Here is a 23,906-nt window from a genome sequence, read left to right as displayed (position 1 = left end):
GCCCGCATGCCATCACCGCCCTTACGCAAGGAGAACCTGCCCGATGACCGTGGACACCAGCCCGGAGGCGCAGCTCGAGCCTCCGCAGACCAGCCTGGGCACGGCGGCCGCCCGCAACCTTGCCACCACGACCAAGTCCGCCCCGCAGATGCAGGAGATCACCTCCCGCTGGCTGCTGAAGATGCTCCCCTGGGTGGAGACCAAGGGCGGCACGTACCGGGTGAACCGGCGGCTGACCTACACCGTCGGCGACGGGCGCATCGACTTCGTCCAGGACGGTGCCCAGGTCCGGGTGATCCCGCGTGAGCTCGGCGAACTCGCCATGCTGCGCGGCTTCGACGACATGGACGTGCTGACCGCCCTCGCCGGCCGGTGCGTCCAGCGTGACTTCCGCGCCGGTGAGGTGCTGGTCGAGCGCGGCACCCCCGCGAACGAGATCCACCTGATCGCCCACGGCCGGGTCGACCAGACCTCCGTCGGCAAGTACGGCGACGAGGTCGCCGTCGCCGTCCTCGCCGACGGCGACCGGTTCGGCGAGAACGCCCTGCTGGACGGTGCCGGGGGCTGGGACTACACCGCCACCGCCGCCACGCCCGGCACCCTGCTCACGCTGTCCCGCTCGGACTTCGCCGCCGTCATGTCCTCGGCGCCGCACCTCCATGCCCACGTCGAGCGGTTCGGCGCGCTTCCGCACCAGCGGCAGAACAAGCACGGCGAAGCCGAGATCGCGATGTCCGCCGGCCACACCGGCGAACCCGCGCTGCCCGGCACCTTCGTCGACTACGAGCCGCACCCGCGCGAGTACGAACTCTCCATCGCCCAGACGGTACTGCGGGTCCACACGAGGGTCGCCGACCTCTACAACGAGCCGATGAACCAGACGGAGGAGCAGCTCAGGCTCACCATCGAGGCGCTGCGCGAGCGCCAGGAGCACGAGCTGGTCAACAACCGGGAGTTCGGCCTGCTCCACAACGCCGACTTCAAGCAGCGGATCCAGACCCACTCCGGCCCTCCCACCCCGGACGACCTCGACGAGCTGCTCTGCCGCCGCCGCGGCTCCAAGCTCTTCCTGGCCCACCCCAAGGCCATCGCGGCGATCGGGCGCGAGTTCAACGCCCGCGGGCTCTACCCGGACCACGTCGACCTCGGCGGACAGCAGGTCCCGGCCTGGCGCGGGGTCCCGATCCTGCCCTGCAACAAGATCCCGATCAGCAAGGAGAACACCAGCTCGATCCTGGTGATGCGAACCGGCGAGGACAACCAGGGCGTCATCGGCCTGCGCCAGACCGGTCTGCCGGAGGAGTACGAGCCGGGCCTGTCGGTGCGCTTCATGGGCATCGACGAGAGGTCGATCATTTCCTACCTGGTCTCCACCTACTACTCCGCCGCCGTCCTGGTGCCCGACGCGCTCGGCGTGCTGGAGAACGTACAGATCGCCCGCAGGCACGACTGAGCGGACCTGCCCCACGGCCACGACAACCGCTCCGCGGCGGCCGCTACAGCCACGCCGGCCACGGCCCGGGCCCTCCCGGGCCGGCCGGGCATGCCCGGGATCCGGGACAGCCCAACCACCTCACCAAGGAGCCAAGGATGCCCGATCCCGGGCCTTCCCCTCTGCAGTCGAGTCTCCCTGCAGCCGCGGCCCGCTTCGGGGCCCACGGTCACGGCCACGGCATCGAAGCCGTCGGCTGCGTCCGGCCTGCCCTGTTCGCCCCGCCCGCCCAGCCCTCGGCCCCCGTCACCACGGCGAGCCCCGCCCTGGAGCGGATCCTGCGCGGCCCCAGCGGTCTGGGCGCGACAGGGCTGTCCCTGGCCCGGCGCGAGGAGCCGCCTGCGCCGGAGGCGGAGCCCCCGGTGGCGGGCCGTCCGATCCCGGGTCTCTACTTCCACCCGGTGCCGGAACCCGACCCCGCACGGGTCGAGGAGCTCAGCCACAGGATCAAGGCGTGGGCGGTGGACGAGGTCGAGCTGTACCCCCCGGAGTGGGAGGACCAGTTCGACGGCTTCTCCGTGGGCCGCTACATGGTCGCCTGTCATCCGGACGCCCCCACCGTCGACCACCTGATGCTCGCCACACGGCTGATGGTCGCCGAGAACGTCGTCGACGACTGCTACTGCGAGGACCACGGGGGCTCGCCCGTCGGCCTCGGCGGACGCCTGCTGCTGGCGCACACCGCCCTCGACCCCCTCCACACCACGACGGAGTACCAGCCGGAGTGGGTGCAGTCGCTCCACTCGGACGCGCCGCGGCGCGCCTACCGCTCGGCCATGGAGTACTTCGCCCAGGAGGCCACCGCCTCCCAGGCCGACCGGTTCCGGCACGACATGGCCCGTCTGCACCTGGGGTATCTCGCCGAAGCCGCCTGGGCCGAGACGGACTACGTCCCGGAGGTGTGGGAGTACCTGTCGATGCGCCAGTTCAACAACTTCCGCCCCTGCCCCACCATCACCGACACCGTCGGCGGCTACGAACTGCCGGCGGACCTGCATGCCCAGCCCGCCATGCAACGGGTCATCGCGCTCGCCGGGAACGCGACCACCATCGTCAACGACCTGTACTCCTACACCAAGGAACTCGCCAGCCCCGGCCGGCACCTCAACCTGCCCGTGGTGATCGCCGAACGCGAGGGCTGCTCCGTCCGCGACGCCTATCTGAAGGCGGTCGAGGTCCACAACGACCTCATGCACGCGTTCGAGGCCGCGGCCGCCGACCTGGCCGCCGCCTGCCCCGTCCCGAGCGTGCTGCGCTTCCTTCGGGGCGTGGCCGCGTGGGTCGACGGCAACCACTACTGGCACCAGACCAATACCTACCGCTACAGCCTGCCCGACTTCTGGTAAGGATGGATTTATCTGTGACCAACACCGAGCTCACCATGCCCCCCGCCGCCGCGTTCATCCCTGCCCCGGCGACGCCCTACCAGGGTGACATCGCCCGTTACTGGGACCACGAGGCCCGGCCGGTGAACCTGCGTCTCGGCGACGTCGACGGCCTCTACCACCACCACTACGGCATCGGTGACGTCGACCACGCAGCCCTCGGGGACACCGAGGACAGCGCATACGAGAAGAAGCTGATCGCCGAGCTCCACCGCCTGGAGTCGGCGCAGACCGACGTCCTCCTGGACCACCTGGGCGCCATCGGCCACGGCGACATGCTCGTGGACGCCGGCTGCGGCCGCGGAGGCTCGTCGGTCATGGCCCATCAGCGGTTCGGATGCAAGGTCGAGGGCGTCACGCTGTCCGCCAAGCAGGCCGAGTTCGCGAACGAGCGCGCCCGCGAACTCGGCATCGAGGACTCGGTCCGAGCCCGCGTCTGCAACATGCTGGACATGCCGTTCGAGACGGGGCAGGCCGCGGGCTCGTGGAACAACGAGTCGAGCATGTACGTAGACCTGCACGACCTGTTCGCCGAACACGCCCGCGTGCTCGCCGTCGGGGGCCGCTACGTGACCATCACCGGCTGCTGGAACCCCCGGTACGGCCAGCCCTCGAAGTGGGTCTCCCAGATCAACGCGCACTTCGAATGCAACATCCACTCCCGCCGGGAGTACATGCGGGCCATGGCCGACAACCGTCTCGTACCGCAGGCCGTCATCGACCTGACGCCCGCGACCCTGCCCTACTGGGAGCTGCGGGCCACGTCCTCCCTGGTCACAGGTATTGAAGAGGCGTTCATCAACTCCTACAAGGACGGCTCGTTCCAGTACGTCCTGATCGCAGCCGACCGCGTCTGATCCGAAGGAAGCCCGCAAGGGCGGCCGGGCCCGTGACCCACGGGCCCGGCCTTTTTTGCGTACGTCACGCAGACCGCTGCGGCGCCCCCGCGAGCGGGTCGGTCGAGGCGAGCAGGCTCAGTACGGTGGCCTGCATGGCGTGCCGCGCCTCGTCGGGGCCGAGCCCGGTGGAACGCCAGTGGTGCCAGGCGCCCCACGTGGTCACCGCGTCGAGCCCGTTGACCAGGTCCGTACGCCGCCGGCCCGACACTCGGTCGAGTTCCTCCGCCAGCACGGCTTCCATGCGTCGGCGGGCGTCGGCGAAGGTCTCCTCGGTCACCTGACGGATGCGCTCCGAGGGGTGGTCCATGCGGATCATCGCCAGGCGTGCCGGGGTGATCCATTCGAGGATCCGGGCCCGCTGTTCGACCAGGGCCGCCACTCGCGCGGCGCGCGGACCCTCGGTGGGCAACGGCCTGATCTGCTCGGCCAGTTGTTCCAGCCGCCGGGTGATGGCGGTGTCCACGAGCTGGGCCATGTCGTCGAAATGGTGGAACACCGACCGCCGTGAGACCCCCGCGTACTGGGCCACCCGGTCGGCGGGGAAGTCCGTCATGCCCTCGTCGAGGAGCGCGAGCAGCGCGTCGGCGATCTTCTCGCGGGTCTGCCGGCCGCGCTCGGTCCGGCCGTCCGTGGCGCCGACGGCCTGCGGGCTGCCCTGCTCCGGCCGCTGCGGGGTGTCCTGTTCGGGATGCCGTCCCACCTGGGGCTCCTCTCTCCGATTGACATTATTGCACTCCGAGTGCAACGGTGAATGTGCACTCGGAGTGCAACTTCATTCGTGGAGGGAAGCGCAGCACGATGTTTCTTGCCCTGGGCCGCTGGTGTGCCCTGAGACCGAGACGGATCCTCGCCGTCTGGGCGGCCGTGACGATCGCCGTCGCCGCCGTCGTGATGCTCCACGGCCGGGTCACCAGCGAGGCGGTGGCCATCCCCGGCAGCGACAGCCAGGCGGCCCGCGACGCGGCCGACTCCTTCCACGGGCCCGTCTCCGGCAATCAGCCGCTCGTCCTGCACACGGCCCCGGACGGGCCGGTGCTCACCTCCGCCGCCGCGCAGCAGGCGGTCGAGGCGGCGGCCGGGGACGTGGCCCGGGTGGACCACGTGGTGAGCGTCGCCGCGCCGTACGGGCCTTCGGGCCTGGCGGCCATGAGCCCGGACGGCCACACCGCCTACCTCTCGGTCGGGCTGGACGTGAGCGGGCGTGACATCACCCCGGAGATCAGCGAGGCCGTGCTGTCGGCCACCGGGCCCGCCCGGCAGGCCGGAATCGAGGTCACGGCCGGCGGCGACCTCGCGGCCGCCGCCGACAAGGGGTCCACCGCCCACAGCGAGCTGATCGGTCTCGCGGCGGCCGCGGTCATCCTGTTCCTCGGGCTGCGCAGGGTCCTCGCCGCCGGCCTTCCCCTGCTGGTGGGGGTCGTGGGGCTGGTCATCTCGCTCTCGGTGATCGGGCTGGTCGGGCACGTCCTCGACATGCCGTCGGCGGGTGCCACGATCGCGGCGATGATCGGCCTCGGCGTGGGCATCGACTACACCCTCTTCTGTCTGACGCGCTTCCGTGACCTCCTGGCGGAGGGGCACGGCGTGGTCGACGCCGTGGGGTACACCACGGCGAGTGCAGGCAAGGCCGCCGCCTTCGCCGGGTGTGCGGTGGCGGCCGCGCTGGCAGGTCTGGCGCTCGGCGGGCTGCCGCTGCTGTACGCGCTGGCGCTCGCACCGGCGATCGCCGTACTCGTGGCGGTCCTCGCGGCCCTGACCCTGCTGCCGGCCCTCCTCGCGCTGCTCGCCCACCGGCTGGACCGGAAGGCGGGCCACCGGCCGGCGCCGGCGAACCCTGCCGACACCGCCGACACCGCCGACGTAGCCGATGCGGGCGACGCGGCTGAGGCCGTCCGTGCGGCCGACCCCGCGGGCGTGCGCTGGCAGCGGTTCGCCGCGCACGTGGCCGGCCGCCCCTGGCGCTACCTGCTCGCGAGCCTGGTCCTGGTGGGCGTACTGGCCGCGCCGGCCGCCGGGTTGACGTTCGGCCAGCTCGACGCGGGGGACAAGGCGGCCGGCACGTCGAGCCGTACCGCGTACGAGCAGCTGGCCGAGGCTTTCGGACCGGGCGTGAACGGCCCCCTCCAGGTGACCGAGACCTTGCCCACGGCGGCCGACGGACCGTCCGACCACCGCGTCTCGGCGGTCACCGAGACCCTCGGGCAGACCCCCGGTGTGGCCGCCGTGAGCCCGGCCCGGCTCGGCCCGGACGGTCGTACCGTCCTCTGGCAGGTCACCCCCACCACCGGCCCCGGCGATCCCACCACCGTCGCGCTCGTGGACCGGCTGCGGGACAACGCCCTGCCCGAGGCCACCGCCGGCACCGGGGCCACCACCCACGTCGGCGGGCCGACGGCCGCGCAGGCCGACCTGAACGCGCGGCTCGCCGCCCGGATGCCGGCGATCATCGCCACCGTCGTGCTCGTCGCCGGCCTGCTGCTCCTGCTGGCCTTCCGTGCACCGGTGGTCGCGGCCAAGGCGGCCGTGATGAACCTGATCTCGGTGGCGGCCTCGTACGGCGTACTGACCGCCGTGTTCCAGTGGGGCTGGGGGGCGGGCCTGCTCGGCCTCGACGGCCCGGTGCCGATACCGGGATACGTCCCGCTGCTGATGTTCGCGGTGCTGTTCGGGCTCTCCATGGACTACGAGGTGTTCCTCCTGAGCGCCGTACGCGAGTCCTACCTCCGACACCGGGACAACACGCGCGCGGTCGTCGACGGACTCGCCGGGACAGCCAGGATCATCACCTCTGCGGCCATGATCATGGTCTGCGTGTTCCTGAGCTACCTGCTCTCCGAGGACCCCGTGGTGAAGATGTTCGGCATCGGGCTGGCCACGGCCGTGGCCCTGGACGCCACCGTCGTCCGCGGACTGCTCGTCCCGACCAGCATGGTGCTGCTCGGCGAGCGCAACTGGTGGCTGCCCGCCCGGCTCGACCGCATCCTGCCCCGGACGGACATCGAGGGCACCCCGACACCCCCTGCACGCGGCCGGTCCCTGGCCGCCGCCACCGCTCCGGCTGCGCCCGCCGCATCCACCGCCGCGCCCGGTCCCGACCGGCTTCCCACCCCCTGAGGTTCCCACCCATGCCCCTGAAAGCCCCGCACACCCCGACACCTCCGAAGAGCCGGACCGTACGTACGGCTCCGCCACGGCGACGGGTCCGGCGCGCCGTCGCCGTGGTCGTGCTGGCAGGCGCCCTGCTGCTCACGGTCGACGCCGTCGCCCGCCAGGTGGGCGAGGAGAGGTTCGCCGACCGGATCGCCGCACGCCAGGGCGGCGGCCTCACGTCGCCGGAGGTCACCATCGAGGGCTACCCCTTCCTGCTCGACGCCGCCCGGGGCAGCCACCCCGAGGTGCGCGTCAAGGGAGACGCCCGTACGAGCGACGGCATCCCGGTGAAGGCCGCGGTCGACCTCCACGAGGTGTCCGGGCACGCCGGTGGCTACGCGGCGCAGTCGTTGGACGCCGCGTTCACGGCCCCCTTCGACTCGCTCGGCTCCCGCGGCGACCGCAGCGTCCGGCTCTCGGATGCCGGCAACGGCCGGATCCGGATCGAGGCCGCCGTCGTGGGCATGCCGCTGGTCATCACGGCCGCGCTCCGCCTCGACGCAGGCGCCGTCACCCTGAGCGCGGACAGCGCCTCCCTGGCCGGCCGTCCGCTCGACCCGGCCACCCCCGCCATCGGCAGGGCGCTGTCGGAGCGCAGCCGGGAGATCCCGCCCCTCCCGATGGGCCTGGAGCCCACCGCCGTATCGGTGGGCCCCGGCGGGGTGACCGTGCACGCCCGAGCACGACGCACGGACCTCACCTGACGAGGCCGGCCGGCCTGCGACCCCAGGCGGTGATCATTCCGGGGGACAACGCGGCGCAGTCCGGCGAGTCGAGATACCGGACAGCCTCGTCGACCGTGGTGTCGTCGACCAGTCCGGTGGCCACGATCGCCTCCCTGGCCCGGTCCCATGTCCCGGCCCAGAAACGGCTGATGGGGCTGTGCGGGACCAGGGGCGGCACCCGTATCTCGGCCGCGACGGACACAAGTCCCGCATCGCGCAAGTGCCGTGGGTAGTCCGGGACCCACGAGATGTCGGTGCCGATGGTGTCCCGCAGCCCTTGCCACATGGCCTGCATGACCCGGGTGTACGGGGTCGGCGGTGCGGTACGGGTCGTCAAGTCGACGGCGTCGCTGAGGACCAGTACCCCGCCCTCGGCCAGCAGGCCGCCGAGCCCGGTGATCAGGCGCCGCCACGACGGCAGGTGCATCAGGACGAACCGGGCGTGGACGAGCTGGAAACGGCGGCCGGGGTCGAACTCCGGCCCGCTGATGTCCGCCTCCAGGAGGTCGAGCCCCGGCAGGGGCCGGGTGCTGAGGAAACGCACGTCGCGGTCGACCGCGAGTACGTGTCGGACCCCGGCCTCCTCGATCAGCCGCCGGGCGATCGTGCCGGTGCCCACCTCGAGGCAGTTCCAGCCCGGCCCGGCCCCCAGGGCCCGCAGGCGGTCCATCGTCATGTCGTCGTACGTGAGTGCCCCGAGGTCGATCCGACCGTCCTCGCCTGCCTGCTCGGGCCGGAACACGGCCTCGCCGTAGCGGCCGTTCCTGTCACCTGTGCTCATGCGTCGGTCACCACCTCTGCGCGGCAGGGGGTCGGTCAGGGCAGTGTCCAGATCTTCGTCGTCACGACGTAGAAGACGAAGACCCAGAACAGGTTCGCCACCGCGACGATCCCGAGGCCGATGAGGTTGGTCTTCAGCGCCGGTTGGTGCGGGTCGGGGCGCAGCCACCGCTTGAGCAGCGGGTTCACGTAGAACGGCATCGTGAAGAAGCTCATGATCAAGCTCGAGAGGAGGTTTCCCAGGAGCAGCCCGATCCAGAGCGGCAGCTTCAGCGGCGACAGGGCGAGCGCCAGCAGTACGACCGTCGGGTACAGGCCGACCCAGATCGCGATGGCGGTTTTCGTGACCGACGGCGGCGGTGCTTCCTTGCCGTTCTCGTCGAAGGCGAACCAGCTGCCGAACGAGTTGTCGATGGTGCGCATCTTGTAGTCGCTGAACTTCTCGCCCTCGGCGAGGACATCCTGCCGCTCGGCCGACGTCAGCCAGGCGTCGAGGTGCTCGGCGTTGTCGAACCGGTACAGCGTGGTCCATTCGTCCTGGACTCCCTCGACCGGCCGGAAGAGCTCGGTTCCGCGGAATCCTTCGAATTTGCTCTCCTCCTGGCTGATGTGCCGCTGCCATGCGAGGAAGTCGTCGACGGAATCCGGGTGGACGCGGTGGCTGACCACCACGGTCACCAGCGGATCTGCGGGCCGGGTTCCACCGCTGAGCACCTGCTGGGTCGCCGGACCGTCGAAGAACTCGCTGCCGGCATCGAGGAGCCGCTGCCTGGTGGCGCTGTTGATCCACGTCTGCAGATGGGCTATCGAGTCGAAGCGGTACACGGTGACCCAGTCGGGCTGCAGCGGCGTCGGCGGGGAGACCTCGGAGCCGAGGGCTCCGGGGTAGTCGGCGGCCGCGGCGTTGACCTCCTCCTGCCACGTCTCGTACTCCCGATCCCGTCCGGGCAGGACCTTCTGGCCGATGATCGCGGTCGCCGTGGATTCGTGGTGTCTCTCGGCGTTCATGGTCTCAGGCCGTCTGTACCGACCGGCTCTCGCCCAGCCGGCTGTAGATGCGTTCAGGAGTCAGGGGCAGCGCGCGGAACCGGACGCCGGTGGCGTCGTGGAGCGCATTCGCCAACGCGGGGGCCACCGGGTTGATACAGCATTCCGCCATGCCCTTCGACCGCATGGGCCCCACGGAATCCGAGGAGTTCACCAGGAGCACGTCGGTGCGGGGGATATCGGCGTAGGTGGGGATGCGGTAGTTGCGGAGGTTCGGGTTGACCATGACACCGTTCGTGTCGACGAGGAAATTCTCCGTGAGCGCGAAGCCGATTCCCTGGGCGACGCCACCCTCCACCTGCCCGCGGACCTGCGCCGGGTTGATCACGACGGCGGCGTCGGTCGCCTGGACGCTGTACAGGATGCGGATCTCGCCCGTCACCCGGTGGACGGCGATGCGGAAGCCCTGCGCATTGGAGACGACGCTCCGGGGCGAGCCGTAGGCCTTGCGGGCAGCGGTGAACCGGATCCCGCGCGCCCGGGCCAGGGCGACGAGCTCGGCCAACGACACGCGCTGGTCCCCGCAGAGGACGCCGTCGTCGGCCATCGAGCACATCACGAGGTGGACGCCCGTATGGGCGGCCGCGAATTCCAGGATGCGGTCGCGCACCGCGTTGGATGCTCGAAGTACCGCATTGCCCGATACGAAAAGGCCGGCGCTCGCGAAGGCGCCGGTGTCGAATCCCGTGCGGTCGGTGTCGGACTGCACCAGACGGATCCGCGAAGGCGTCGTGCCCAGCTGGTTGGCCGCGATCTGGACGTGGGCCGTCGAGGTACCCTCGCCGAATTCGACGGTTCCGACAGCCAGTTCGTAGATGAGGTCGTCGCCGAGTGTGACCCAGGCCTCCGAGACGTGCTCGGTCGGGGGCGCGGTCTCGTGCAGGGAACTCGCGACGCCGGCCCCGACGAGCCACCCTGGGCCGGGCGACGGCTGATCGGCTGTCCGGGCCATGGCCCGGTCCACCAGGTCGATGCACTTCGAGAGTCCGTCCTCGGTGAAGATCACGTCGTCCGGGCCGTCGTGCAGGGCGACGAGCGGTTCACCCGGCCGCACGATGTTGCGCCGTCGCAGTTCGAGCGGATCCATGTGCAGCGCGCGCGCCAGTTCGTGCATCGCCGATTCCACGGCGAACGCCGGCTGTGTCATCCCGTACCCGCGCAGGGCCCCGCTCGGCACGGTGTTCGTGTAGACCGAGTACGCGTCGTACTTCTTGTTCGGGCAGCGGTAGATCATGACGGCGGCGCCGCCCGCGTACAGCGTTTCACCGCCGTGGTTGCCGTAGGCGCCCGTGTTCGACACATTGCGGACCTGGAACGCCGTGAGCCTGCCGTCCGCCTTCGCACCGAGCTTGACCGTCAGCTTCATCGGATGCCGCGGCGACGCCGTGGTGAACTCCTCCTCGCGGGTGTACTCGAAGCAGACCGGCCGCCCGGTGTCCAGGGTGGCGAGCGCGGCCAGATCCTCCGAGATCACTTCCTGCTTGCCGCCGAAGCCGCCGCCGACACGCTTGCAGAACACGCGGAGCTGGTCGGGGCGCAGCGCGAACAGATAGGCGAGTTTGACCTTCGCGATCGACGGCGACTGCGAACTGGTGCGGACGTTCAGGCGGCCGTTCTCCATCCACGCGATCGAGCCGTGGGTCTCGAGGTGCGCGTGCTGCACGCGCGGCGAGAAGTACGTGCCCTCGTGGATCACGTCGGCCTCGGCGAAGCCGGCGTCGACGTCGCCGATGTGGGAGTGGATTTCGAGCAGGATGTTGCGGGCGGGATCGCGGGCGAACGGATCGTCCGTGCCGTGCAGCTGTGGCGCGCCCTCGGCCATGGCCTCCTCGGGGTCGAACACCGCCGGCAGCACCTCGTAGTCGACGTGAACCCTGCGGCAGCCCTCCTCCGCCGCCGCGGCCGTGTCGGCCAGGACCGCAACGACGCGCTGGCCGACGAAACGGACCGTGTCGTCGAGGATGAAGGTGTCGTCCGGATCGACCAGGTGGTCGGTGTGGATCGCCGTGGTGAACCGCCTGCGCGGCACGTCCTCCCAGGTGTAGACGCGCTGCACGCCGGGAACGGCGAGTGCGTCGGCCTTGTCGATCGAGACGATCCGGGCGTGCGCGTGCGGCGAGTGCAGCACCTTGAGGTGCAGCATGCCTTCGATGTGGGTGTCCATCGTGAACTCGGCGCGGCCGGTCACCACGTCGTCGGCGGCCGGCGCGCCAACGCTCGTCCCGACGGCCTTCCCCGGCGCGGCGCTCTCCACGCCGACGACGCCCTTCACCGCGTCCTCGATCCCCCGATAGCCGGTGCAGCGGCAGAGGTTGCCCTTCAGCGCCCGCGGCAGGTCCGCCTTCTGGGCCTCGGTGAACGTTGCCGAGGTCATGATCATCCCTGCGGTGCAGAAACCGCACTGGAACCCAGGGGCGTCGCGGAACCGGCGCTGCATCGGATGCAGATGGCCCGGCGATCCGAGCCCCTCGATCGTGGTCACCGCACAACCGTCCGCGCGGAACGCGGGGGTGATGCAGCTGTGGACCGGGCTGCCGTCCAACCAGACGGTGCAAGCGCCGCAATCGCCGGCGTCGCAGCCCTTCTTGACGCCGTAGTGGCCGAGGGAGCGCAGGAACGTACGCAGGCACTGCCCGGGTTCCGGTTCCTCGTCGAAGCTCTTGCCGTTGACGGTGTAGGTCATGCCGGGCCCCCGGTCATGAGTTCGCGACGCACCTCTTCGGCGAAGTGCTTCGTCAGGTGGCGACGGTGGTCGGGGGTTCCGTTGGGGTCTGCGAACCAGACGTCGGCGGGGATGACGTCGATGCTCTGCTGCAGGGTTGCGGCATCGGGCATGCTGTCGAACGCCATGCGCACCGGGCGTGTGGTGCCGGCCGTGACGGTGAGCAGCAGGCCGTCCGTTCCCGGCGTCTGCGTGCCGATGAGGAACACCGTCGAACGGCCGAGCTGGGTGAGCGTGAAGCGGCGGTGCGTGGTGCGTTTGCGCAGGGCGTGCACGGGGATGTCGATGCGCCGCAGGATTTCCCCGGGCGCGAGGATGTTCTGATGGTCGCCGGTCACGAAATCAAGGGCATCGACGATGCGCGTGGACCCGTCGGGGGCCCACAGCTCGTACGTCGCCTCGAGGGCGACCGTCAGCGTGATCATGGGGCCGGCAGGCAGGGACATACAGATGTTGCCGCCGACGGTCGCCGAGTTCCAGACCTTGAAGGAGGAGAGGAACGCCTCGCAGCTCGTCGCGAAAAGGCCGCCGGCGATCCAATCGGCGGGCGGCGTAAAGGCATACAGGTCGCGGATGGTGCACGTCGCACCGATCTCGAGGCCCTTGTCGTGCGGGACGAGCGGATCCCAGCGCAATGCCGTCAGGTCGATGAGGCGGTGCAGGTCCGGCTGCTCCGCCGAGAACAGCCAGGTGCCGCCGGCGAGCCAGGCGTCGCCTTCGCGCCAGTCCACACCCGGACGGTCGGACGGCCGCCGGACGACTTCGGTGACGGTGTTCAGATCCATGGGAACTGATCTCCCTCGGGGCTCTTCAAAGGATATCGCGGTACGTGTCAAGCTCGCCAAGCGAGCGTGAGGACCGACGAGCGCAGCGCAGCATGCGCTCAAATGAGCATGGAATGCGGCTCTTCCCGGCCACTGATCGATTCGGCCGATGTCCCCACCGGTGTTGGATAGTTGGACTATCCTTCTCCCCGTGGACCAGCTGATCGCCGAAGACCCGCCGCGCATAGGCCCGTACCGATTGATCGCCCGGCTGGGCGCCGGCGGCATGGGCCTGGTCTATCTGGGTCGCTCCGAGGGCGGCCGTACCGTCGCCGTGAAAGTCGTGCAGGCCGAGTACGCCGGGCACCCCGAGTTCCGCAAGCGCTTCGCCCGCGAGGTGGCCGCTGCGCGCAGGGTGGGCGGGAGTTGTACGGCGGCCGTGCTCGATGCCGATCCCGAGGCGGCGATCCCCTGGGTGGCGACCCAGTACATCCCGGGGCCCGACCTGCACGCCGTGGTCGCCAAGCACTTCGGGCCGCTGCCCGAGTACTCGGTGCACACCCTCGCCAACCGCCTCGCCCTCGCCCTCCAGGCCGTGCACGGGGCGGGCCTGATCCATCGCGACCTCAAGCCGTCCAACGTCCTCGTCACCGTCGACGGCCCCCGCGTCATCGACTTCGGCATCGCGCGGGCGATGGACAGCCTCGCCGAGGACCACAGCCTGCACACCCGCACCGGCATGCTCATCGGTTCCCCCGGCTTCATGTCGCCGGAACAGGTCCGCGGCCTCGAACTCACCCCCGCCAGCGACGTCTTCTGCCTGGGCGCCGTCCTCGTCTACGCCGCCACCGGGCGGCTCCTCTTCGGGGCCACCGACACCGGGCTCAACGCCCACCTCTTCCGGGTCGCCGAGGAGGAGGCGGACCTGGCCGGTGTGCCGGAGACGCTGGTCGACCTCGTGCGCGCATGCCTGCACAAGGACCCGGCCCGCCGGCCCACCCCCCAGGAGGTGGCCGAGCGTACGGCGACGGACCAGGCCGCGGAGTGGCTGCCGGGCACGGTCCTGGCGCAACTCGGCCGTCATGCCGCCGAGTTGCTGGACTTCGCCCCCGCGGTGCATGCCCAGGCCCCCGCCGAAACCGCCGCGCCGCAGCCCGGGCCGATGCCGCCCCCGCCGCCCGAGTACGCCCCGACGGCCGCCGGGCACTTCGATCCCGCGCAGGGGTTCGGCCCGCCCCCGGGACCGCCCCCGGGCGCCTGGACCGTACCCCCGCCCCGGGCCGCCCTCCCGGACCCGGCATCCCCGCACCCCAGGCGCTGGTGGGGCCTGGTGGTGATCGCCCTGGCGCAGCTGATGGTGCTGTTCCAGGCGGCGAACTTCAACATGGCGATCCCTGCGATCCAGGCCGACCTGGGCCTCTCCGCCGGCGACCTCGAGCCGATGGCCAACGCCTATTTCATCGCCTTCGCCGCGGTGCTCCTGATCGGCGGGCACCTCGCGGACCTCGTGGGACGCAAACAGACCGTGATCGTCGGCCTGCTCGGATGCGCAGCCGCCGCGGCGCTCGGCGGATCGGCCGGCGAGTCCGGCACGCTGGTCTGGGCCCGCGTCCTGCAGGGCGTCTTCGCCGCGCTGCTGACAGCGGCCGCGCTGTCCCTGGTGGCCACCGGCTTCACCGACCCGAAGGAACGCGGCAGGGCCTTCGGGATCTACGCCGCGATCACCGGCGGCGGTTGGGCACTCGGGCTGGCCGCGGGCGGCTGGCTCCTCGAGGTCCTGTCCTGGCGCGGGTCCCTGTACGCCGCCGTCCCCGTCGCCGTGATCGCCCTGATCGGCGCGCTCACCGTGCTCCCCGACCGCGCGGTCCGCACCTCCGGCCACTTCGACCTGCTCGGCGTGCTGCTCGGCTCCGGCGGAGTCGCCGCCCTCGTCTACGGCCTCGGCGAGGGCCAGTCGAGCGGCTGGACCACCCCCCTGGTCCTGGCCCTGCTCGCGGGGGGCGTCCTCCTGCTCGTGGCCTTCGTGTGGTGGCAGACGGCGACATCGAGCCCGCTCCTGCCGCCGTACGTCTTCAAAGACCCGAACCGTGCAGGCAGCATCCTCAGCATGATCCTGGCCGGCGCCGGCATCCTCGCGCTGTACCCGGCCGTGGGGTACTACCTCCAGAGCATCTGCGGATACGACCCCCTCATGGCCGGGCTGGCCTACCTGCCCATGGTCGCCGCCCTCGTCATCGCCTCCACCCAGGTCTCCGCCCGCCTGCTGCGCCGCGCCGCGCCCCGCGTCCTCATCCTGGCGGGCATGGTGCTCACCGCCGTCGGGCTGCTCCTGCTGACCGGCCTGAGCGTCGACGGCTCTTACCCGACCGAGGTCCTGCCCGGCACGCTCCTCGCCGGCTTCGGCATCGGCCTGGCCTTCGTACCGATCTTCGCCATCGCGACCGGGGGAGTCGCCGCCGAGCACTCCGGTGGTGCTTCGGGAGCGATCACCACGGCCCAGGAGGTGGGTGCGGCGATCGGCGGGGCAGTGCTCAGCAGCGTCCTCTCCAGCCGCCTGCGCGATGCAGCGTCGTCCGACACGGTCGGCGAAGACCTGCTGGGCGGCTACACCGCCTCGCTCTGGTGGGCGGCCGGCAGCGTGCTGCTCGCGGGCCTGGTCGCCGCGCTGATGGTCAGGGCCCGGGCACCCCGGGACGACGCCCGCCTGCCGCTGTGATTCCCACGGCGGCAGGCGGGCGGGGGCCGGCCGTCAGACTCCCAGGGCTCGGCGCAGGCCGAGCCGGTCGGTGCCCAGCTTGGTGAAGACCGCCGACAGCAGCTCCGACACCGCTTGAGCGTCGGTGTGCATCTTCGCTGCGATCGCCGTGTTGTCGAGGCCGAGTGCGGCATGCCCGGCCGCCGTGTTCTCGGCAACCGTCAAGGTGTCCTGCTCGAACGTGTGCAGACGGCGGGGGCGCAGCCCGGCCGACGCGAGCTGTGAACGGGCGCGGCGTGCAAGGGCATCGGCGCCGCAGGCGGCGGCCGTTTCCATGCCCCGGTAGAGCTGCTGCGCCGCCCGGTGCGGGTCACCCAGGGTGTGCAGGGCCGTGCCGTGATCGATGAGCGCATGGGCGAGTTCGCAGGCGGCCGGGGACTGTTCGAGATGGTCCACCGCCTCCTGCAGCAGCACGGCCGCCTGAGCGGGGTCCGTGGCCGCCGCCGACACCCGCAGGGCGTGGCCGATCACGCTCGACGTGCCGAACGCACGCGCCCGGGACACCGCTTCGGCCGCCGTGGCGCGGGCCTGCTCGGGCTCGCGGGCCACCTGTGCCAGCGCCAGGTCGAGTTGCCAGGGGCTCCAGGACGGGTTGCGGGTGCCGCGCAGATCCAGGCGCTTGCCCGCCGCGGCGAGGTGCTGCACCGCCTCCTCCACCCGGCCCTGGGCCAGGAGGAGCTTGCCCCACACGGCCTGCGGGTCGGGGTAGACGACCGCCTGCGGGAAGCCGTCCCCCAGCCTGTACGTGTCGGCGACCCGCTGGGCCTCCTCGGTGTTCCCGCGGGCGAGCAGTGTCTCGATGAGGGTTCCGATCGCGTACCACTGCGCCGGGGTCCCGTGTCCGATGCGGTCGGCGATCTGCAGGCCGTTGCGTACGAAGTCCTCGGCCTCGGCGAGGCGCCCGCGCCGGAAGCGGACGTACCCGAGCAGGGTGTACACGAACGACAGGTGCGCACCGCGCCAGCCCTTCGCCTCGAACTCGACGATGCCGGTGTTGAACAGGTCCTCGGCGCGGCCCGGCTGGTCGCAGTACATGAGGGTGACGGCGACGGAGGCAGGCACCTCGAATCCGAAGTCCTGGTCGGTCCAGCTCATGCCGCCGTCCAGCGCCTGTTCCGCGTACTCCAGGGCGGTGGTGGCGGGTTCGCCGCGCATGGCGGCGTCCCAGGCCCGCAGGCCCAGGATATGCCGCTCGGCCAGGCCGCGGCCGGTGAGCCGCTTGGCGAACTGGGCGAGGAGCCGGGAGCGGGCGGGCGAATTCTCCTCGTCGACCCGGACCGCGTTCCACTTGAACTGTTCGGCCTGCATGCGCAGCCGCGTACGGGAGCTCGTGGCGCGCTTGGCCTCCTCCGAGAGGAGGTCGGCGGCATCCGCCAGCTGACCGGTGTGGGCGAGGGCCTGGGCGAGCCGGTACGTGATCGCCTCCCGCAGGCTCTGTTCGGCCTTGGGCTCTTCCAGCGCGGCCCTGAGCTGGTTGATGGTCGTCACCGGATCGTGCAGGAGGTTGGCGGAGCCGAGTTCGAACAGCACCTCGGCCCGGTCCTCGACGTCCGGCGGCTCGCGCAGCGCCCGGGACAGATAGCGCCGTGCCGCATCGGGCGCTCCTGCCGAGAAGCTGTCGCGGGCAGCCTGGCGCAGCTGCTGCACCACCCAGGGATCGCCGTCGGGGTGCATCTCGAGCAGGTGGCGGGCCGCGGCGGCGGCACCCTGCCCGTCGTCGACGAGGGCCTGCGCGGCCATGCCGTGCATGGCGACGCGGACACTGGGCGGGATCGAACGGTAGACGGCGGTGGCGATGAGCGGATGGAAGAACTCCACGACCTCCTTGCGCCGCAGGCTGGTGAGGACGGTCAGGATGCGGGCGCTGCGCAGTTGGTCGATGGCCTCGGAGAGCTGGGCCTCACCGAGGGCCGCCACACTGCCGACGATGCTGGTCGGGACCGCGGTGCCGAGCACCGCGGCGGCCCAGGCGAACCGGACGGTGGACGGTCCGAGCTGTTCGAGGCGGGCGATCAGGCCGCTGCCCTTGACGGCGGAGGCCAGATCGCGCAGCTCGGGGATGCTGTCCTGGTGCGGCTTCAGCTCGCGGTCGCGTCCCTTCATGGCCAGCTCGACGACCTCGAAGGGGTTTCCTCCGGTGATGGCCCAGCACTCCCGGCAGAACACGTCGTCGGCACTCTGGCCGAGGGCGTCGCGCACGATGCGGGCCACCGCGCTCGTGGTGAGGGGAGCCAGCTCGTGAGGACGCGTCCCCTGGCGCCCCATCAGGGCGCGCAGGGCGCCTGCGCCGGCGGGGATCTCCTCCGGCCTGCAGGCCACCATGATCAGCATGGCCAGTTCCTCGGCCCGCGCCGTGAACGCGGTCAGCCACGCCAGGGACTCGGCGTCCGCCCAGTGTGCATCGTCGAGGACGAGGACGACGGGTGCGCTGCGCACCGTCAGATGGGTGACGACCTAGTCGAGGCCGTCGCGCACGCCTTGCGGGTCGGGCGCGGTGGGGACTTCCGGGGCGGCGGTCAGGCCGAGCGCCGGGGCGACGATGTTGTACCAGGTGCCGAGTACCTCGTGCCGTTCGGCCTCGGTCATGGCGGCGAACGCCGGCTGGATGAGCTGCCGCATCACGTGGAACGGCACCTGCTTCTCCTGCTCGCCGCCGCGGGCGAACAGTACGGTGCAGTTGCGCTCGGCGGCATGCCGGCGGGCCTCGGCGAGCAGCGTGGTCTTGCCGATGCCGGCCGACCCCGCGAAGGTCAGCACACCCCCGCGGCGGGCGGCGGGACCGGTGTCCGTGATGCCGCAGAGATCGTCCACCGCGCGGTGGATCGCGAGAATCTCGGACTCCCGTTCGAGCAGGGGCTGGGACGCCCACCCTCGCGGTTCCGTGACATGTGACATTCCTGCCCCCTCCTGCGCGTGCGGCCGAGTGTACGACCCAGGGGACGAGAAATTGCTGCTTAAGCACATTATTGCGGGATCACGTCACTCATACGGGAACGACGCTGTATCCTCCGCTGACGCCACGAGTGGTGTGACGTCAGCGGATCGGTGAACTCACCCTGAAATGAACCGGATCGACGGTCCTTCGTCAATGGCGTGAAACAGGGATCATGGGCAATTCGCTGGGCTGGGGTATGCCCGCCGGGAGCTCACGCACCGTCACACCCGGGGCGGGCACCAGCCTCCACCGGGACGCCACGGTCGCCACCGCGGTCAGGATCTCCGCCACGGCGAACGCATCACCGATGCACTTGTGCTGGCCCGCCCCGAACGGGATGAACCGGTGGGGCCGGGGCAGCTGGTCCCCGTCCTCCTGCCAGCGGTCCGGATCGAAGGCCGTGGGATCGCGGAACAGCGCGGGGTCCCGGTGCAACGCGTACGGGCTGTAGGCCAGTTCCGCCCCGGCCGGGATGGAGACACCGCCCAGGGTGAGGGGCTCCAGGGACCGCCGGGTGAAGAGCAGCGGCGAGTGCAGGCGCAGCGCCTCCTGGAACACGTTGTTCGTGTACGTCAGCCGGGGGAGGTCGTCGGGGCGGACGGGGCGCGCGCCCACCACCGCATCGACCTCGGCGTGGAGGCGCTTCTCCACCTCCGGGTGCCGGCCGAGTTCATGGAAGATCCAGGCCAGGGTGGTGGCCGGGGTCTCGGTCCCCGCGAACATGATCGCGATGACCTCGTCCCGCACCTGCTCGGGGCTCATCGTCGTGCCCGTCTCGGCGTCCACGCTGGACAGCAGCAGGGAGAGGAGGTCGTGCCGGTCCCCCTGCTCGACGCCGTACTGCGCGATCACCTGGTCGATGACGCGGCGCAGGCGGGCGGCCGCCGAGTCGAACCTCCGGTTGGGCGGGATGGGCAGCCGGTCCAGAGACTTGGGCATGACCACACGCAGGAGCATGCCCTCCAGGACGATGGGCAGCGACCGGTGCACCTCCGCGATCGCGGCCCCGCTCAGGCCTCCCGAGAAGGTCATCTCCGCGACCGAGGACAGCGCGTACCGGCGCGTCTCCGTGAGCATCGAGACCTCGCGGCCCGCCGTCCACGAGGCGCACATCGCCTCCGCCGCCCGGCCCATCACCTCGGCGTAGTCGGCGATGTGGTTGCGGTGGAAGGCGGGTTGCACCATCCGGCGCTGTTTGCGGTGGAAGTCCCCGTCGGTCGTCACGATGCCGTTGCCGAACATCGGACGGAGCCGCTCGAAGATCCTGCCGCGGCCGAACTGCTGGGCCTGCCCGACCAGTACGGCGTGCACGTGGTCCGGGCTCGTGAGCACGTGGACGGGCCAGGTGCCGATGTCGAGGCGCACGATGTCGCCGTGCTCGCGCAGCGATTCGAGGAACGCGATCGGCTGCCGCCACAGGGGGAGTGCGTGGCCCAGGAGCGGTAACCGTCCCGGGGCCGCGGGGGCGTGGACCACGGGGCCGGGATGTTCCGCGTGGGTCATGGATCGACTCCCTGTCATGCCACCGAGACCAGGTCCGGGCGGATGTACGCAGACTCCAGCCCGGCTGCGAACCGTTCGTCGCTGTACCGTGTGCACTCGTAACGCTGCCACAGATCCGTGCCGATCATCCAGTCCTCGTAACTCCGCACGCACCGGGTGACCGCGGCACGTACGGCAGGGTCCATCTCCCCCTGGGCGTCCATGACTTGAAACAGCCGTCGTTCCGCTGTCACGTAGTCCTCTATGCGGACCTGGATGCGTTCCCAGGTCGCCTGGACGGCGTCCGGGAGGGAGCATCCCTCCCAGGAGGAGATGAGGGAGACGAGGTTGTTGTTGTCCCCGCAGGCGTGCTCCTTCGGGAGGGAGAACACGTCGTTGCCCCACGAGATGATGTCGACGGCGCTCTCGACGACCGCCTGGAAGGCGGGGAGGTCGTGGATGCGCTGCGGCACATCGATTCCCAGCCCGGCCTCGACCATGTCCATCATCGGGAGCAACTGGGAACTGTGCCGGCGCATGAGGACGTAGTCCTGGATCGAAGGACGCCCGCCGGACCCCCGATTGCCCGCCTCCTGGTCCAACGACCGCAGCATCAGCGGGACGTGGGCCCGGTACCGGGCGGCGGTTCCCGGGGACATCCCGGCGAGGATCCGGTCGCACAGGTCGACGAATCCGTTCACCAGCGGATTGCGGCGCGATGAGGCCCTGCTGGTCCTGCCCGTGTCCAGATGCTGGGTGATGGCATCGGTGACGGGCCGCCAGGCCGCAAGTTCACCCGTCCTGATGAGATGATCGTGCTGATCGTCGAGGACGAACGACCAGGCCATCCACTCGGCGAGCAGGAGGATGGTGTCGTACGGCACCTCGCCGCTCACCCGGCCCGCAAGGTGGCCGCAGCCGATGCCGGCGAACTGCTCCGCGGCATCGGTGACGAGCTCGTGGCGCAACGCCCATGACGTGGCTCCGGCGTTGGCCCGTGCGGCCAGTGGATGCTTGGAGTTCCCGAACGGGAGATGGAAATCGGGAACTGGGAATGGGTCGAGCCGGGCCATTGATCCCCCCACGGAAGAGTCGGATTCGCCAATACCCGCTCAATGTACGATCGTCATGCCACGTGCGATTTCCGAGCACCCTGCTGCTGCGGTGCTGTCACGGCTCCACAACCGCGACTGTTCGGAATGAACCGGTCGCCAAGCGACCAGATCCCGCCCACACACGACTACATCAGGCCACGCGTGAACTAATTAACTCGCAGGGCGCAGCGCACTGTCAATGTAGGAAGTGGGGAGATACTGAATTCGCCGTGAAATTACCGAAGGAATATTCGTGGCGGATGTGCGGGCGGCATAGTCGCCCCGAGCGGAGGTTCGCGCGAGGGGCGTGGGGGACTCCCCGGACGGGGACTCGTTCGATGCACGCTCGGCCCCGGAGTTGCGCATGGGCCTCTTCCGGCCACTGATACGTGCGCGGGAGCGCCGGCCCCGGGTGTGCAGGTGAGCAGCGCGGGGTGGATGCTGCGCACGGGGCGCCCGGCATCCTGCGTGACGAAGCCCCTGTCGCATCGGGTGAACGTGAACTCCGCCGGGATCAATGGTCGTTGCGGGTTCGGCGCCGGCCCGGCGAAGCCAAGTCGGGGGTTCGCGCGACGGTTTGGAGGATGGCCGAAGAGCGCCGTGCGCCTACCGCAAGCTCCCTACACTGCGAAGGGACGCGGCCGTCCGGGAAAGGGCGGGGAACATGATCGAGCACCATGCGGCAGACCCGGGGGACGGCCAGGAGGACGATGTTCTGGGCCCCTACCTGGAGGTCTTGCGAGCACGCCTGGAAAGGGAGCGGTTCGAGGTACTCATCAGGGCCGTCCAGACCACCTGCGCGCTGCTGGCCGACGGACGGGAGGCCGTCCTGGAGGTGCCGGGCGACACCGACCTCGCCCCCGATCTGCAGCGCGAGTACCTGTCCCTGATGGCGGTCATGATCACGGGTCACCTCGACCACCGCCTCGTCGAACTGGCCGCCCCCGACGGCGGCAAGGGCTGGGCGGTCGTGGACAACACCCGCCCCCAGCAGCGGCTCGCGCCGTCGGCGTCCTTACAGCCCTGCGATGCGGCCGAGCAGGCCTGGATCGCCCAGGAGCTCGACGGCATCGCCCGCGCCACCGACGGCACGGACAGCACGGGCGGCGGTTGACGCACGTTCGGACAGCTGCCGTGGCGGGCGTGTCGGGTACGACGGCGCCCGGCCGGGGCCGCCCGCCAGGTGTACCGTGCTCAGGATCTTCATGATCAGCTCGTCGCCGACGGCGACGGGCGCGCCCGTCCTGGCGTAGAAGTCCCAGGCCACGAAATCGCCGCGATCAGCAGGGCGGGCCGGCCCTTGAACGGGTTCCTGCTTCCGTTGCCGGGTGCGGGAGGCAACGGGTCGCCGAAGCCCGGCTGTTGCGCCGGTTGTCCCGGATACCCGTAGCCACTGGGCAGCGGAGGCGGCGACGGCTGCGCGTACGGGTCCGGAACCAGGCGGCGGAGCCTGGTAGTTGGTGCCGTAGCCGGGCTGAACGGCAGGAGGCTGATCAGGTTCCCGCAGTTCACCGAAGTCGCGACCGGTCATGGGTCAAGTGTTGCCGGTGAGACAGGCGAATCGGACCATGTTTCCGGACGAAAGGCTGTCCTGCCCCGGACGGTGCCGGCGAAGCTGCGGGAGCTCTTCCCGCAGCGCGGAGCACACCAACGGCTCGTCGATGTCGCGGCGTTCCGTCCGGTCAGCCGCCCAGCCGCTCGTGCAGGAACGTCGTGACGTCCGCCCGGGCCTTCAAGGCGGGGTGGTCCGCCGGGGTTTCGCGGACCTCCAGGGTGAGGACGGCATGGGCCAGGCGGCCGAAGCCGTCGCCGTTGTCCGGGGCGGAGCTGAGCCGGATGACCTTGAAAGCGTCCCCGAGCCGGGAGCGCAGGGTGTCGAAGCGCTCCTCAGGGGCCATCCAGTCCCCACTGAAGCGAAGCCCCATGACGCAGAGGCCGTTGTTGCGCGTGCGGTCGACGACGCGCTGGAGCTCGTCCTCGGAGACACCGGCGTCCGCGCGCTGAGCGGCCGTCAGGGCGATCGGGGCAGAGGGCTGGCTCATGACGGGGGCCAGGACGGAGTCGTCCACGGCGGCGGCCAGGGCGAAACCGCCCGTGAAGCAGAGGCCGATGACACCGACCCCCGCGGCGGGGGTACGGGCCGCGAGGTCCCGGGCGAGGGCCCGGAGGTAGTCGGCGACGGGCCGGCGGGCGTTCGTGGCGAAGGCCCGGAACTCCGCGGAGACGCAGATACGGGCGAAGACGGCCGCGGTCCGGGCGACGGAGACGGGCTTGCCCGGCGTGCCGAACAACGACGGCATCACGACGGTGAACCCCTCGCCCACCAGGTGCTCGGCGAGGCCGAGCACCTCGGGCGTGATGCCGGGCAGCTCCGGCAGGAGCACCACGCCGGGGCCCTCGCCCTTCTCGAAGCAGTCGTACGTGAGCCCCTCGGCGGAGAAGGGAGCCCGATGCCATCCGGCGAGGGTGGCGGTCGGTGCGGTGCCTGTCATCGCTCCTGCTTTCGGTCGGCGTCGAGGGGTGGTCGGGTCCTGGCGTCGGCAGCCGACTGTACGCCGCGTCCATGCCAAGCAGTGCGCCGGAGCCCCGCCCCGCCGGGCGGCGTCCTGGAGCGGATCGCGCCGCCCCCCCCGCCCGACCTGTGGCGCAGGCTCTGGGCGGGGTGTGTCAACCGGG

Annotated in this window: 17 protein-coding genes; 7 read left to right on the top strand and 10 right to left on the bottom strand. The window is 70.9% G+C overall.

Translation table 11 applies throughout. From position 1 onward, the window contains the following. Positions 1–43 precede the first annotated feature (43 nt). The 3 genes from OHT74_RS03650 (at position 44) to OHT74_RS03640 (ending at position 3,734) form a co-directional block, all read left to right on the top strand. Positions 44–1,453 (top strand): family 2B encapsulin nanocompartment shell protein, encoded by a 1,410-nt coding sequence (locus tag OHT74_RS03650; protein WP_328619292.1) that lies wholly within the window; start codon positions 44–46, stop codon positions 1,451–1,453. Between the two features lie 137 nt (positions 1,454–1,590). Beyond that, entirely contained in the window at positions 1,591–2,838 is a 1,248-nt protein-coding gene (locus OHT74_RS03645; protein WP_328619291.1) for a family 2 encapsulin nanocompartment cargo protein terpene cyclase, read from the top strand. Between the two features lie 14 nt (positions 2,839–2,852). Then, complete coding sequence (locus tag OHT74_RS03640; RefSeq protein WP_443047265.1) at positions 2,853–3,734, top strand: geranyl diphosphate 2-C-methyltransferase; 882 nt, start codon at positions 2,853–2,855, stop codon at positions 3,732–3,734. 64 nt (positions 3,735–3,798) lie between these two features. Here OHT74_RS03640 and OHT74_RS03635 read toward each other — a convergent pair whose 3' ends face one another. Then, a complete protein-coding gene (locus tag OHT74_RS03635) occupies positions 3,799–4,476 on the bottom strand; it encodes a TetR/AcrR family transcriptional regulator (RefSeq protein ID WP_328619290.1) in 678 nt (225 codons plus the stop codon). Between the two features lie 98 nt (positions 4,477–4,574). Between OHT74_RS03635 and OHT74_RS03630 the strand changes: the two genes are divergently transcribed. Then, positions 4,575–6,890, top strand: a complete 2,316-nt coding sequence (locus tag OHT74_RS03630; RefSeq protein WP_328619289.1) for an MMPL family transporter — start codon at positions 4,575–4,577, stop codon at positions 6,888–6,890. An 11-nt stretch (positions 6,891–6,901) separates the two neighbouring features. After that, complete coding sequence (locus tag OHT74_RS03625; RefSeq protein WP_266660556.1) at positions 6,902–7,630, top strand: LmeA family phospholipid-binding protein; 729 nt, start codon at positions 6,902–6,904, stop codon at positions 7,628–7,630. Here the strand turns inward: OHT74_RS03625 and OHT74_RS03620 are convergent. Genes OHT74_RS03620 through OHT74_RS03605 form a run of 4 tightly spaced genes read right to left on the bottom strand, consistent with a single transcriptional unit; the run spans position 7,623 to position 12,985 of the window. Then, positions 7,623–8,432, bottom strand: coding sequence for a class I SAM-dependent methyltransferase (locus tag OHT74_RS03620; RefSeq protein WP_328619288.1), 810 nt, complete (start codon positions 8,430–8,432; stop codon positions 7,623–7,625). The genes OHT74_RS03625 and OHT74_RS03620 overlap by 8 nt on opposite strands. 35 nt (positions 8,433–8,467) lie before the next feature. Beyond that, positions 8,468–9,439 (bottom strand): antibiotic biosynthesis monooxygenase, encoded by a 972-nt coding sequence (locus OHT74_RS03615; protein ID WP_266660554.1) that lies wholly within the window; start codon positions 9,437–9,439, stop codon positions 8,468–8,470. Between the two features lie 4 nt (positions 9,440–9,443). Further along, positions 9,444–12,161, bottom strand: a complete 2,718-nt coding sequence (locus OHT74_RS03610; protein ID WP_328619287.1) for a molybdopterin-dependent oxidoreductase — start codon at positions 12,159–12,161, stop codon at positions 9,444–9,446. After that, positions 12,158–12,985 (bottom strand): FAD binding domain-containing protein, encoded by an 828-nt coding sequence (locus OHT74_RS03605; protein ID WP_328619286.1) that lies wholly within the window; start codon positions 12,983–12,985, stop codon positions 12,158–12,160. Before OHT74_RS03605 ends, OHT74_RS03610 begins: the two co-directional genes overlap by 4 nt. Before the next feature lie 190 nt (positions 12,986–13,175). Here OHT74_RS03605 and OHT74_RS03600 point away from each other — a divergent pair, with 190 nt between their 5' ends. Then, positions 13,176–15,680, top strand: coding sequence for an MDR family MFS transporter (locus OHT74_RS03600; protein WP_328619285.1), 2,505 nt, complete (start codon positions 13,176–13,178; stop codon positions 15,678–15,680). 33 nt (positions 15,681–15,713) lie between these two features. Here the strand turns inward: OHT74_RS03600 and OHT74_RS03595 are convergent, their stop codons facing one another. The 4 genes from OHT74_RS03595 to OHT74_RS03580 all read right to left on the bottom strand — a co-directional run bounded on the left by OHT74_RS03595 (position 15,714) and on the right by OHT74_RS03580 (position 21,104). Continuing rightward, positions 15,714–18,155 carry an ATP-binding protein gene (locus OHT74_RS03595; protein ID WP_328619284.1) on the bottom strand — a complete coding sequence of 814 codons (2,442 nt, stop codon included), beginning with the start codon at positions 18,153–18,155 and terminating at the stop codon, positions 15,714–15,716. Between the two features lie 18 nt (positions 18,156–18,173). Then, on the bottom strand, positions 18,174–18,614 hold the full coding sequence (locus tag OHT74_RS03590) for a hypothetical protein (RefSeq protein ID WP_328619283.1): 441 nt from the start codon (positions 18,612–18,614) through the stop codon (positions 18,174–18,176). A gap of 190 nt (positions 18,615–18,804) precedes the next feature. Beyond that, a complete protein-coding gene (locus OHT74_RS03585; RefSeq protein WP_328619282.1) occupies positions 18,805–20,157 on the bottom strand; it encodes a cytochrome P450 in 1,353 nt (450 codons plus the stop codon). 14 nt (positions 20,158–20,171) lie between these two features. Then, on the bottom strand, positions 20,172–21,104 hold the full coding sequence (locus tag OHT74_RS03580; RefSeq protein WP_328619281.1) for a terpene synthase family protein: 933 nt from the start codon (positions 21,102–21,104) through the stop codon (positions 20,172–20,174). A gap of 790 nt (positions 21,105–21,894) precedes the next feature. Here OHT74_RS03580 and OHT74_RS03575 point away from each other — a divergent pair. Beyond that, entirely contained in the window at positions 21,895–22,344 is a 450-nt protein-coding gene (locus tag OHT74_RS03575) for a hypothetical protein (protein WP_328619280.1), read from the top strand. 568 nt (positions 22,345–22,912) lie between these two features. Here OHT74_RS03575 and OHT74_RS03570 read toward each other — a convergent pair. Then, positions 22,913–23,722 (bottom strand): dienelactone hydrolase family protein, encoded by an 810-nt coding sequence (locus tag OHT74_RS03570; RefSeq protein WP_328619279.1) that lies wholly within the window; start codon positions 23,720–23,722, stop codon positions 22,913–22,915. Positions 23,723–23,906: the final 184 nt, after the last annotated feature.

Source organism: Streptomyces sp. NBC_00354 (genome assembly GCF_036106915.1).
In the GTDB taxonomy this organism is placed as follows: Bacteria; Actinomycetota; Actinomycetes; order Streptomycetales; family Streptomycetaceae; genus Streptomyces.
The sequence above is the reverse complement of the archived record's forward strand: the minus strand, read 5'-3'. Positions and strand labels throughout refer to the sequence as shown.